This window comes from Rhizobium sp. NZLR8, from assembly GCF_019685025.1.
Taxonomy (GTDB): Bacteria; Pseudomonadota; Alphaproteobacteria; order Rhizobiales; family Rhizobiaceae; genus Rhizobium.
Map to the genome: position 1 here is coordinate 566283 of NZ_JABDVY010000003.1, position 12964 is coordinate 579246.

Below are 12964 nucleotides of genomic sequence, written 5' to 3' on the forward strand. Positions count from 1 at the left end.
AGGGGACTATGGATTCTTTCTTTTCGACCTATGTCTGGCCGGCGATCATCATGATCGGTCAGTCGCTGCTGCTTCTCGTCTGCCTGCTTATCTTCGTCGCCTATGTGCTGCTCGCCGACCGCAAGATCTGGGCGGCCGTGCAGCTGCGCCGCGGCCCGAACGTCGTCGGCCCCTTCGGCCTCTTCCAGTCCTTCGCCGACCTTCTGAAGTTCGTCTTCAAGGAGCCGGTCATTCCGGCTGGCGCCAACAAGGTGGTATTCCTGCTCGCCCCGCTGGTGACCGTGCTTCTGGCGCTTGCCACCTGGGCGGTGGTGCCGTTGGCTGATGGCTGGGTGATCGCCAACATCAATGTCGGCATCCTCTATATCTTCGCGATCTCCTCGCTCGAGGTCTACGGCATCATCATGGGCGGCTGGGCTTCGAACTCGAAGTATCCGTTCCTCGGCGCCCTGCGCTCGGCGGCACAAATGGTGTCCTATGAAGTCTCGATCGGCTTCGTCATCGTCACCGTGCTGCTCTGCGTCGGCTCGCTGAACCTGACCGACATCGTCAATGCGCAGCATACCGGCCTCGGCACCATGCTCGGCCTGCCGTCGTCGTTCCTCGACTGGCACTGGCTGTCGCTTTTCCCGATGTTCATCATCTTCTTCATTTCAGCACTTGCCGAGACGAACCGTCCGCCCTTCGACCTTCCGGAAGCCGAATCGGAACTCGTTGCCGGCTTCATGGTCGAATACGGCTCGTCGCCATACATGATGTTCATGCTCGGCGAATACGCGGCCGTCTGCCTGATGTGCTCGCTGACGACGATCCTCTTCCTCGGCGGCTGGTTGCCCCCGGTCGACATCTGGATCCTCAACTGGGTTCCGGGCATCATCTGGTTCATGCTGAAGGCCTGCTTCGTGTTCTTCATGTTCGCGATGGTCAAGGCTTTCGTCCCGCGCTACCGCTATGACCAGCTCATGCGCCTCGGTTGGAAGGTCTTCCTGCCGCTGTCGCTCGCCATGGTCGTCATCGTTGCATTCGTGCTGAAACTGATGGGTTGGGCATGATAATGTCAGCTCTCGTTTCCGGCAATATTGGAGGTTGAAGATGGCAAGCTTGTCCGGCTCCATCAGCTCGCTGTTTCTCAAGGAATTCGTCGGCGCGTTCTTTCTGTCGATGCGTTACTTCTTCCGCCAGAAGGCGACGATCAATTATCCCTTCGAAAAGGGCCCGGTCTCCCCGCGCTTTCGCGGCGAGCATGCGCTGCGCCGTTATCCGAACGGCGAAGAGCGCTGCATCGCCTGCAAGCTCTGCGAGGCGATCTGTCCTGCCCAAGCGATCACCATCGAAGCCGGTCCCCGCCGCAATGACGGCACCCGCCGCACGGTGCGTTACGACATCGACATGGTGAAGTGCATCTATTGCGGCTTCTGCCAGGAAGCCTGCCCGGTCGACGCCATCGTCGAAGGCCCGAATTTCGAATTCGCGACGGAAACCCGCGAAGAGCTTTATTTTGACAAGTCGCGGCTTCTGGATAACGGAGACCGGTGGGAGCGCGAAATCGCCCGCAACATCGCGATCGACTCGCCGTACCGCTGATCGAGTTTTTGAAATGCCGTAAGGGAGCTTAGCTGCTTCGGTCGCGGTCAATATGCACAGGAGCTTTGCCGGTCAGCCGCGCAAAACTCTATCGGGCAGAAAAACTCCCGGCTGCCCGGGGGGAAGATGAAAAAGGCACCAACATGGGTCTGCAGGCTCTATTTTTCTACCTTTTCGCCTTTGTCGCGGTGGCGTCGGCGTTCATGGTCATCTGGGCGAAGAACCCGGTTCACTCGGTTCTGTTCCTGATCCTGGTGTTCTTCAATGCGGCCGGCCTCTTCCTGCTGCTCGGTGCCGAATTCCTGGCGATGATCCTGCTCGTCGTCTATGTCGGCGCCGTTGCCGTGCTCTTCCTCTTCGTGGTGATGATGCTCGATATCGACTTCACCGAACTGAGGGCCGGCGTTCTCGAATATGCGCCGATCGGCGGGCTGATCGGGGTGATCCTCGCGGCCGAGCTGATCGTCGTCATTGGCGGCAGCGTCATCTCGCCCGAGATCGCCAAGACGGTCGCCATGCCGATCCCGGCGCTGACGGAACGCACCAATACGGCTGCCCTCGGCGACGTGCTCTACACCAACTACGTCTATTTCTTCCAGATCGCCGGTCTGGTGCTGCTGGTCGCCATGATCGGCGCGATCGTGCTGACGCTGAGGCACCGCACCAACATCAAGCGGCAGAATATTCCCAGGCAGGTTGCCCGCACGCCCGCCACCGCCGTCGAGGTGGTTTCGGTCAAGCCCGGGCAGGGCGTTTAAGGCAGGTCAAGGAACAAAGAACATGGTCATCGGACTTTCCCACTACCTGACGGTCAGCGCCATCCTCTTCACGCTCGGCGTCTTCGGCATCTTCCTGAACCGGAAGAACGTCATCGTCATCCTGATGTCGATCGAGCTGATCCTGCTTGCTGTCAACATCAACATGGTCGCCTTTTCCTCCTTCCTGAACGACATCGTCGGCCAGGTCTTCGCGCTGTTCATCCTGACGGTCGCGGCTGCCGAAGCGGCGATCGGTCTTGCAATTCTCGTTGTCTTCTACCGCAACCGCGGCTCGATCGCGGTCGAAGACGTCAATATGATGAAGGGCTGAGTGGCTCATGTTCCTCTATAAGGCTATCGTCTTTCTTCCCTTGATCGGCGCGATCGTCGCCGGCCTTTTCGGCCGCGCCATCGGCGCCAAGGCTTCGGAATATGTCACCAGCGGCCTGATGATCATCGCCGCCATCCTGTCCTGGGTGGTGTTCTTCACCGTCGCCATGGGGCATCCTGAAGGCGGCCCGATCAAGGTCGAGGTGCTGCGCTGGATCCAGTCCGGCGGCATCGACGTCTCCTGGTCGCTGCGCGTGGATACGCTGACCTCCGTCATGCTGATCGTCGTCAACACGGTCTCGACGCTGGTTCACGTCTATTCGATCGGCTACATGCATACCGATCCGCATCGCCCGCGCTTCTTCGCCTATCTCTCGCTTTTCACCTTCGCCATGCTGATGCTGGTGACCGCCGATAACCTTGCCCAGATGTTCTTCGGCTGGGAAGGCGTCGGTCTCGCCTCCTACCTGCTGATCGGCTTCTGGTTCAAGAAGCCGTCGGCAACGGCTGCGGCGATGAAGGCCTTCATCGTCAACCGCGTCGGCGACTTCGGCTTCGTGCTCGGCATTGCCGGCGTCTTCGTGCTGTTCGGTTCGATCAATCTCGACACGATCTTCGCCAATGCCTCGAACTTCGCCCCGCATGAAGGCGGCGGCGAGGCGAGCGAAGTGATCCTCAACCTCTTCGGCATGCAACTCGACAAGGCGCATGCGCTGACCGGCATCTGCCTGCTGCTGTTCATGGGCGCGATGGGCAAGTCGGCGCAGTTCCTGCTGCACACCTGGCTGCCCGACGCCATGGAAGGCCCGACCCCGGTCTCGGCCCTCATCCATGCCGCCACCATGGTCACTGCCGGCGTCTTTCTCGTCGCCCGCATGTCGCCGCTCTTCGAACTGTCGCCGGATGCGCTGGTCGTCGTCACCGTCATCGGTGCGATCACCGCCTTCTTCGCGGCAACCGTCGGCCTGGTGCAGAACGACATCAAGCGCGTCATCGCCTATTCCACCTGTTCGCAGCTCGGCTACATGTTCGTGGCGCTCGGGGTAGGGGCCTACGGCGCGGCGATCTTCCATCTGTTCACGCATGCCTTCTTCAAAGCGCTGCTCTTCCTCTGCGCCGGCTCGGTCATCCATTCCGTCGATGGTGAGCAGGACATGCGTTACATGGGCGGCCTGTATCCGCATATCAAAGTTACCGGCATCCTGATGATCATCGGCACGCTGGCGATCACCGGCGTCGGCATTCCGTTCACGCCGATCGGCTTTGCCGGCTTCTTCTCCAAGGACGTGATCATCGAGGCGACCTATGCTTCGCATTCGCCGGTCGCAGGCTTTGCCTTTTCGCTGCTGGTCATCGCGGCTCTCTTCACCAGCTTCTATTCCTGGCGCCTGATCTTCATGACCTTCTTCGGCAAGCCGCGCGCTTCGCACGAGGTCATGCACCATGTCCACGAATCGCCGCAGGTCATGCTGGTGCCGCTCTATCTTCTGGCGATCGGCGCGGTGTTTGCCGGCGTGATCTTCGAAGGACGGTTCTACGGCGAGGAATATGCCGCGTTCTGGAAGGGCGCGCTGTTTACCGGGGCCGAGAACGAACTGGTCGAACAGTTCCATCACGTGCCGGCGCTCGTGGGCCTGAGCCCGTTCATCGCCATGCTGCTCGGCTTCGTCCTCGCCTGGTACATGTATATCCGCTCGCCGCAGACGCCGCGCACCCTCGCCAGGCAGCACCGCATTCTCTACCAGTTCCTGCTGAACAAGTGGTACTTCGACGAACTCTACGACTTCCTCTTCGTCCGCACGGCCAAGGCGCTCGGCCGCTTCCTGTGGAAGAAGGGTGACGTCGGCGTCATCGACACCTATGGCCCGAACGGCGTTGCCGCCCGCGTCGTCGCCGTCACCGACCGCGTCGTCCGCCTGCAGACCGGTTACCTCTACCACTATGCCTTCGCCATGCTGATCGGCATTGCGGCGCTTGTCACCTGGATGATGCTCGGGAGTTCCTTCTGATGACCGATTGGCCTATTCTTTCAACGGTCACCTTTCTGCCGCTCGTCGGCGTGGTGCTCCTGCTATTGATGAACGGCGAAAGCGAAACCGGCCGGAAGAACGTGCTGTGGATCTCGCTGATCACCACCGTCTTCACCTTCGTCGTCTCGCTTCTCATCTGGACCGGTTTCGACAATGCCAATCCGGGTTTCCAGATGCTCGAAAAGCATGACTGGCTCGGCACCGGCATCGGCTACCATCTGGGCGTCGACGGCATCTCGATGCTGTTCGTCATCCTGTCGACCTTCCTCATGCCCTTCTGCGTGCTGGCGAGCTGGCTCTCGATCGAGAAGCGCCTGAAGGAATATATGATCGCCTTCCTCATCCTCGAAACGATGATGGTCGGTGTTTTCGTCTCGCTCGATATCGTGCTCTTCTACGTCTTCTTCGAGGCGGGCCTCATTCCGATGTTCCTGATCATCGGCGTCTGGGGTGGCAAGGACCGTGTCTACGCGAGCTACAAGTTCTTCCTCTATACGCTGCTCGGCTCGGTGCTGATGCTGCTCGCCATCATGGCGATGTACTGGCAGGCCGGCACGACCGACATCACCGCGCTGCTCGCTTATAAATTTCCGCCGGCGCTGCAGACCTGGTTATGGCTTGCCTTCTTTGCCTCCTTCGCGGTGAAAATGCCGATGTGGCCGGTTCATACCTGGCTTCCGGATGCCCACGTTCAGGCGCCGACGGCAGGCTCGGTGATCCTGGCCGGCGTGCTGTTGAAGCTCGGCGGCTACGGTTTGATCCGCTTCTCGCTCGGCATGTTCCCGGTCGCGTCCGACTATTTCGCGCCGTTCGTCTTCGCCCTGTCGGTCATTGCGATCATCTATACCTCGCTGGTGGCGATGATGCAGGACGATATCAAGAAGCTGATCGCCTATTCCTCGGTGGCCCACATGGGCTACGTGACGATGGGCATCTTTGCCGCCAACATGCAGGGCGTTCAGGGTTCGATCTTCCAGATGCTGTCGCACGGCATCGTCTCCGGCGCGCTCTTCCTCTGCGTCGGCGTCGTCTACGACCGCACTCACACCCGCGAGATCAACGCCTATGGCGGTCTCGTCAACAACATGCCGAAATATGCCGTGGCGATGATGGTCTTCACCATGGCCAATGTCGGACTTCCCGGCACTTCGGGCTTCGTCGGCGAATTTCTGACGCTGATCGGCGTCTTCCGGGTCAACACTTGGGTCGCGCTGTTTGCCGCCACCGGCGTCATCCTCTCGGCCGCCTATGCACTCTGGCTTTATCGCCGGGTGATCTTCGGCGCGCTGGAGAAGGAAAAGCTGAAGGCGCTGCTCGATCTTTCCAGACGCGAGCAGCTGATCCTCTACCCGCTGGTCGCGCTGACCATCTTCTTCGGCATTTACCCGGCCCCGGTCTTCGATGCGACCGCCGCCTCGGTGGACCTGCTGGTCAACAACTACACGGCCGCCGTGCACGCAGCGCAGAATATTGCGCTGTCTATGAATTGATGACGGGACTTATCGGACATGACCGCTGAAACAATTCTCCTCAGTCTGCATCTTTCCGCGCCGGAGCTCATCCTCGCGGTCGGCGCCCTTGTCCTGTTGATGGTCGGCGTCTTTTCAGGCGAGCGGTCGGGCCTCGTCGTCACCGGCCTCGCCATCGTGCTGTTGCTGGCCGCCGGCCTGTGGCTGCTCTTCGTGCCCGCTGAAGGCCTCGCCTATGGCGGCGTCTACATGGCCGACGGCTTCTCCCGCTTCATGAAGCTGGTGGCGCTCATCGGTTCGCTGGTCGCGATGTTCATGTCGATCGGCCACGCACGCGAAAACCAGCTCGACAAGTTCGAGTTCCCGGTTCTGCTGGTGCTTGCGACCCTTGGCATCCTGCTGATGATCTCGGCCAACGACCTGATCTCGCTCTATCTCGCGCTGGAACTGCAGTCGCTGGCGCTCTATGTCGTCGCCGCGATCAACCGTGACAGCCTGAAGTCGACCGAAGCCGGCCTGAAATATTTCGTTCTCGGCGCGCTTTCCTCCGGCATGCTGCTCTACGGCATGTCGCTGGTCTACGGCTTCACCGGCCACACCCACTTCTCCGAGATCGCCCAAGCGCTTTCCGTCGAGGGTGCGCGTTCGCTCGGTCTGATCTTCGGCCTGGTCTTCATCCTTGCCGGCATCGCCTTCAAGATCTCCGCCGTTCCCTTCCATATGTGGACGCCCGATGTTTATGAAGGCGCGCCGACGCCGGTCACCGCCTTCCTCGCAGCAGCCCCCAAGGTTGCCGCCATGGCGATGATGACCCGTATCGTGATCACGGCCTTCCAGCCGGTTCTGGCAGACTGGCAGCAGGTCGTCGTCTTCATCTCGATCGCCTCGATGGTGCTAGGCGCGTTTGCCGCGATCGGCCAAAAGAACATCAAGCGGCTGATGGCCTATTCGTCGATCGGCCACATGGGCTATGCGCTGGTCGGTCTTGCCGCCGGAAACCAGACCGGCGTGACCGGCGTCATGCTGTATATGGTCATCTATATGGTGATGACGCTCGGCACCTTTGCGATCATCATGTCGATGCGCCGCAAGGATGGCACCGTCGTCGAAAACGTCGACGATCTCGCCGGCCTTTCCACCACCAGCCCGTTTATGGCCGTGGTGCTGACGGCGCTGATGTTCTCGCTCGCCGGCATCCCGCCGCTCGCCGGCTTCTTCGCCAAGTACTTCGTCTTCGTCGCCGCCATCGAAGCCAAACTTTATGCGCTCGCGATCATCGGCGTTCTCGCCTCGGTGGTCGGCGCCTATTATTATCTGCGCGTCATCAAGCTGATGTGGTTCGATGAGGCGACCGGCGAATTCGCCCGTGTCTCCGGTTCGTTGCGTCTGGTCTTCGGTCTCTCCGGTCTATTCGTCACCGCCTATGTCTTGATCGGCGGCCCGATCGGCGGTGCGGCCGAGCTTGCCGCCGCGACGCTCTTTTGATGACTTCCGACGGACGGCGCCGGATATCGCTCGGCGATTTCAGGCACGAGGCTCTGTCGGAAACATCGTCCACCAACAGCGAATGCCTCGCCCGGGCTCGGGCGGGTGATGGCGGCAATCTCTGGGTGACGGCCGAACGGCAGACCGGCGGCCGCGGCCGCCGCGGCAGGCTTTGGGTTTCCGAAAGCGGCAATCTCTACGCCTCTCTTCTGCTGATCGACCCGGCGCCAATGGAGCGCCTGAGCTCTTTGCCGCTTGCCGTTGCCGTTGCCGTGCACCAGGCGATCCGTCAGGTGCTGCCGCCGGGCGCCGAGCCGCTCGAGATCAAATGGCCGAACGACATCCTCATCGGCCGAAAGAAGACTTGCGGCATTCTCGTCGAAGGCGAGGGGCTCCCGGATGGTCGCTACGCGCTGATCGTCGGCATCGGCATCAACGTCTCGGTAATGCCGGACAATCCGCTCTACCCCGTCACCTGCCTGCGTCAGCACGCAAGTGCGGCCTCGCCGGAGGAGCTTTTCGCCCATCTCTTCGCGGCGATGGCGGAGGTGCTTGATCAATGGGACCAGGGCCGCGGCGTCGGCGAGATCACGGCGCGTTGGCGCACCATCGCCTGCGGCATCGGCGAAAAGATCACGGTGAATTTGCCGGACCGATCGATTTCCGGACAATTCGCCGGAATTGATGATAATGGCTTGTTGATGCTCGATACCGGCACTGGCAGGATGATGCCCATTGCTGCCGGTGATGTGTTTTTTAGATAGCGGAAAAAACGAAAATTATGGCGAAACAGGACGAGTTGGTATTCCTGCCTCTGGGCGGCGTTGGCGAGATCGGCATGAATCTCGCTCTTTATGGCTACGGCCCGCCCGAGCATCGCCAATGGATCATGGTCGATTGCGGCGTTACCTTTCCCGGCCCCGACCTGCCGGGCGTCGACCTCGTCCTGCCCGATATCCGTTTCCTCGCCAGTGAACGCAAAAACCTCAAGGCGATCATCATCACCCATGCCCATGAAGATCATTATGGCGCGCTCGCCGATCTCTGGCCCGGGCTCAACGTGCCTGTCTATGCCTCGGGCTTTACCGCTGGTCTGCTCGAAGCCAAGCGCAATTTCGAAAAGGCCAGGATCGGCGAAGTGCCGGTGACGCCGTTCAAGGCAGGCGACACCATCAATGTCGGCCCCTTCAGCATCGAAGGTGTGGCCGTCAACCATTCGATCCCCGAGCCGATGTCGCTGATGATCCGCACGCCAGTCGGCAATGTCATCCATACCGGCGACTGGAAGATCGACCACGAGCCTTCGCTCGGCCCTCTGACCGATGAGACGCGGTTCCGTCAGCTCGGCGACGAGGGCGTTCTGGCGCTGATGTGCGATTCCACCAACGCGCTACGCGACGGCGTTTCGCCCTCCGAAAAGGATGTGTCGGAAAGCCTGCGCAAGATCATCGAGAATGCCGAAGGGCGGGTGGCGATCACCACCTTCTCGTCGAATGTCGGGCGCATCCGCACTGTTGCCGAGGCTGCCGAGGCGGCAGGTCGCGAAGTGCTGCTGCTCGGCAGCTCGCTGAAGCGGGTCGTCGACGTTGCCCAGGATATCGGCCTGATGGAGGGCGTGAAGCCTTTCATCTCCGAGGACGAATACGGCTACATCCCGCGCGACAAGGTCGTCGTCATTCTGACCGGCAGCCAGGGCGAGGCGCGGGCAGCGCTTGCCAAGCTTTCCCGCGACGAGATGCGCAATGTGGCATTTGCGGCCGGCGATATCGTCGTGTTTTCCTCGCGCTCCATTCCCGGCAACGAGAAGGCGATCCAGGACATCAAGAACGGCCTCGTCGAGCAGGGTGTGCACATCATCACCGATACCGAGGCGCTGGTTCACGTCTCCGGCCATCCCCGCCGCAACGAGTTGCAACGGATGTACGAGTGGACGCGGCCGAAGATCGTCGTGCCGGTGCATGGCGAGGCGACGCATCTGACGGCGCACAAGGAGCTTGCCGAGCAATCCGGCATCGCCCTGGTGCCGCGCGTGCGCAACGGCGATATTCTGCGGCTGGCGCCCGGTCCCGCCGAGGTGATCGGCCAGGCGCCACATGGCCGCATCTACAAGGACGGTACGCTGATCGGCGATTTCGACGAGATGGGGATCGGCGAGCGCAAGAAGCTTTCCTATGTCGGTCATGTCGCGGTCAGCGTCGTGCTCGACGCCCGCTATGACATCGTCGGTGATCCCGATCTCGTTTCGATCGGCCTGCCGGTCTACGACGTCGAGGGCGAGGAGATGGAAGATACGCTCTTCGAAGCGGCGATCAGCGCCATCGAAAGCATTCCGCGCGCCCGTCGCAAGGATATCGACATGCTGCAGGAGGCCGTGCGCCGGGCCATCCGCTCGGCCGCGAACCAGGTCTGGGGCAAGAAGCCGGTCGTCACCGCCTTCGTCACCAAGGTCTGACCATGCTTGGCCGCGTGAACCATGTCGCCATTGCCGTCGCCGATCTGGCCGCGGCAACGGCCGCCTATCGTGACACGCTAGGCGCTGCCGTATCGCAGCCGCAGGCTCTGCCGGAACACGGCGTCACCGTCGTCTTCGTCGAATTGCCGAACACCAAGGTCGAATTGCTGCAACCGCTCGGCGATACCTCGCCGATCGGAGCCTTCCTCGAAAAGAACCCGTCTGGCGGGATGCACCATATCTGCTACGAGGTGGATGATATCATTCTCGCCCGTGACCGGTTGGTCGAGGCCGGGGCAAGGGTACTCGGCGACGGCCAGCCGAAAACCGGCGCGCATGGCAAACCGGTGCTGTTTCTGCATCCCAAGGATTTCTTCGGCACGCTGATCGAACTCGAACAGGCGTGACCCCTGCGGCAGAATGCCTCCGAGGCGGCTATGCGCGTCATCCGCTTTGAGTTGGCTGCCATTCCGCCGTATAAGGGCGCTTAACTCAAAGTGACAGAACGTCTGTTGCCGTCCTCTAAAGCATGTCGCGCAAAAGTGTGCAGCGGTTTTGCGGCAACGACATGCGTAAAACAAAGAGCTAAAGCGCAAGGAGCGAATCTGAAAGATCGCGACGCGCTTTAGCGCGACACCACCGGGAACCACAATGCTCCAGACATTTCTTCAGGGATTTGCCGTCTACTTCATCGTCTGGTGGATGACGCTGTTTGCCGTCCTGCCGATCGGCCTGCGCACCCAGGCTGAGGACAATGACGTCGTTTTCGGCACCGTTCCGAGCGCGCCCAGCCGGTTTCGTGCCGCCTTCGTCTTTTCACTGACGACGGTGATTTCCGCTCTGATCTACGGCCTCTGGTATGTCTGCGACACCTATTTCGGCTGGGGCTTCGATGCTCTTCCACAACTCGGGCCGAGCTTCTATTAAGAGCTAGCTTTTGCCCAAACTTTGGGCAGATGTATATCACTAAAAAGCGAACTTCGTCACACCAGCGTCATGCGATTGCGGCAAAGAGCTGGCGTAAGGGAATGAGGATCATTCCCTTACGGAAGTTGTTTGGATTTTTAGGGTAGGGTGAAGTCGAAAAGCCAAAAAAAAACAAGGCTAAAAGCCTTGTTTTAAGTATCGCGTGATCTGTAACCGTTGCCGGGGCAGCGACGAGCGCGCCTAAGATCTGATCCTCCCAAGACTTGACCGCGAATTTGGCAAGAATTTATCTCTCTTGCCTGTTTTGTGAGCTAAAGCTAGCTCAAACATTGGGCTTTGTCATTAGCTTTTTTTGCATTTTTGCTACACTCTAGTAAAATTTTTCTGTTGACAAGATTTTCGTTCAAGTCCTTATAAACACGCGCTTTTCGACGCCCTTCCATTTTGGGGCTGCGAACATGCGCTCCGGGGAGGTTGCCAACGTTCGTTGCGGGTTTCCTTCCTGCCGCGAAGCGGCTATGAACGCTCCCGACATCCACCACTGTCTTTCGATTCCGCTTACGGCGGGATCTCAACTGCTTCGGAATCCGCCATGCGTCTGTCCCGCTATTTCATGCCCATCCTCAAGGAAAACCCCAAGGAGGCGGAAATCGTCTCCCACCGGCTGATGTTGCGCGCCGGCATGATCCGCCAGCAGTCGCAGGGCATCTATTCCTGGCTGCCGCTCGGCAAACGCGTGCTCGACAAGGTCAACGCCATTATCCGCGACGAGCAGAACCGCGCCGGCGCCATCGAGCTTTCGATGCCGACCCTGCAGTCGGCCGAACTCTGGCAGGAGAGCGGCCGCTACGACGCCTACGGCAAGGAGATGCTGCGCATCAAGGACCGCCAGGATCGGCCGATGCTCTATGGCCCCACCAACGAGGAGATGGTGACGGATATTTTCCGCTCCTCCGTCAAGTCGTACAAGGACCTGCCGCTCAATCTCTATCACATCCAGCTGAAGTTCCGCGACGAGATCCGCCCGCGCTTCGGCACCATGCGCTCGCGCGAATTCATGATGAAGGATGCCTATTCCTTCGATCTGACGCGTGAAGCGGCGGAGCATTCCTACAACAAGATGTTCGCCGCCTACCTCAGAACCTTCGACCGGCTCGGCCTGCGCGCCATTCCGATGCGCGCCGATACCGGCCCGATCGGCGGCAAGCTCAGCCATGAATTCATTATCCTCGCCGACACCGGCGAATCCGAGGTGTTCTGCCACAAGGATTTCGTCGGCTTTGATACGCCCGACGAACGCACGGATTTCGACAGCGTCGAAGGCCTGCAGGCGATCTTCGACAAATGGACATCGCTCTATGCGGCGACCTCGGAAATGCATGACGAGGCGGCCTTCAACGCCGTTCCCGAAGGCGACCGCCTTTCGGCGCGCGGCATCGAGGTCGGCCATATCTTCTATTTCGGCACGAAATATTCCGAGCCGATGGGCGCGAAAGTGCAGGGACCCGACGGCAAGGAACATTTCGTTCACATGGGTTCCTACGGTATCGGCCCGACGCGCCTTGTTCCCGCCATCATCGAAGCCTCGCATGACGACAACGGAATCATCTGGCCGGCATTGGTGGCGCCCTTTGATGTCGTGGTGATCAACATGAAGGCAGGCGATCAGGCCTGCGACGATACCTGCGAGCTGATCTATGCCGCGCTGACCAAGGCCGGCAAGGATGTGCTCTACGACGATACCGACGACCGGGCCGGCACGAAATTCGCGACCGCCGACCTGATCGGTGTGCCCGTCCAGATCATCGCCGGCCCGCGCGCGGTCGCCAACGGCGAAGTCGAGGTGAAGGACCGCAAGACCGGCGCCCGCGAAACGATGACCATCGAAGCGGCGATCAACAGGTTCGTGGCTTAAGGAAACGGAGGCGA

At 60.4% G+C, this 12964-nt stretch carries 12 protein-coding genes; all 12 read left to right on the forward strand.

The features are described 5' to 3' along the window. Positions 1–8: 8 nt before the first annotated feature. The 12 genes from nuoH to proS all read left to right on the forward strand — a co-directional run bounded on the left by nuoH (position 9) and on the right by proS (position 12950). On the forward strand, positions 9–1052 hold the full coding sequence (gene nuoH / locus HJB89_RS10260) for an NADH-quinone oxidoreductase subunit NuoH (RefSeq protein ID WP_207583791.1): 1044 nt from the start codon (positions 9–11) through the stop codon (positions 1050–1052). Between the two features lie 40 nt (positions 1053–1092). Next, the gene (nuoI, locus tag HJB89_RS10265) at positions 1093–1584 is read left to right on the forward strand and encodes an NADH-quinone oxidoreductase subunit NuoI (protein ID WP_164008961.1); all 492 of its coding nucleotides are present in this window, start codon (positions 1093–1095) and stop codon (positions 1582–1584) included. Positions 1585–1727: 143 nt separating this feature from the next. Continuing rightward, positions 1728–2342, forward strand: a complete 615-nt coding sequence (locus tag HJB89_RS10270; protein ID WP_207583792.1) for an NADH-quinone oxidoreductase subunit J — start codon at positions 1728–1730, stop codon at positions 2340–2342. Between the two features lie 22 nt (positions 2343–2364). Continuing rightward, positions 2365–2673, forward strand: a complete 309-nt coding sequence (gene nuoK, locus HJB89_RS10275; RefSeq protein WP_003547388.1) for an NADH-quinone oxidoreductase subunit NuoK — start codon at positions 2365–2367, stop codon at positions 2671–2673. A gap of 7 nt (positions 2674–2680) precedes the next feature. After that, the gene (nuoL, locus tag HJB89_RS10280) at positions 2681–4681 is read left to right on the forward strand and encodes an NADH-quinone oxidoreductase subunit L (protein ID WP_207583793.1); all 2001 of its coding nucleotides are present in this window, start codon (positions 2681–2683) and stop codon (positions 4679–4681) included. Continuing rightward, positions 4681–6192, forward strand: a complete 1512-nt coding sequence (locus tag HJB89_RS10285; protein WP_221131542.1) for an NADH-quinone oxidoreductase subunit M — start codon at positions 4681–4683, stop codon at positions 6190–6192. The genes nuoL and HJB89_RS10285 overlap by 1 nt, the downstream gene beginning before the upstream one ends. Positions 6193–6210: 18 nt before the next feature. After that, positions 6211–7656, forward strand: coding sequence for an NADH-quinone oxidoreductase subunit NuoN (nuoN, locus tag HJB89_RS10290; protein WP_221149687.1), 1446 nt, complete (start codon positions 6211–6213; stop codon positions 7654–7656). After that, a complete protein-coding gene (locus HJB89_RS10295; RefSeq protein WP_207583796.1) occupies positions 7656–8420 on the forward strand; it encodes a biotin--[acetyl-CoA-carboxylase] ligase in 765 nt (254 codons plus the stop codon). The genes nuoN and HJB89_RS10295 overlap by 1 nt, the downstream gene beginning before the upstream one ends. Positions 8421–8437: 17 nt before the next feature. Continuing rightward, positions 8438–10108, forward strand: a complete 1671-nt coding sequence (locus HJB89_RS10300; protein ID WP_207583797.1) for a ribonuclease J — start codon at positions 8438–8440, stop codon at positions 10106–10108. 2 nt (positions 10109–10110) lie between these two features. Further along, positions 10111–10515 (forward strand): methylmalonyl-CoA epimerase, encoded by a 405-nt coding sequence (gene mce / locus HJB89_RS10305; protein ID WP_207583798.1) that lies wholly within the window; start codon positions 10111–10113, stop codon positions 10513–10515. Positions 10516–10759: 244 nt separating this feature from the next. Further along, positions 10760–11035 (forward strand): DUF1467 family protein, encoded by a 276-nt coding sequence (locus tag HJB89_RS10310; RefSeq protein ID WP_207583799.1) that lies wholly within the window; start codon positions 10760–10762, stop codon positions 11033–11035. A gap of 592 nt (positions 11036–11627) precedes the next feature. Further along, entirely contained in the window at positions 11628–12950 is a 1323-nt protein-coding gene (proS, locus tag HJB89_RS10315) for a proline--tRNA ligase (RefSeq protein ID WP_221149688.1), read from the forward strand. The last annotated feature ends 14 nt before the right edge of the window (positions 12951–12964 follow it).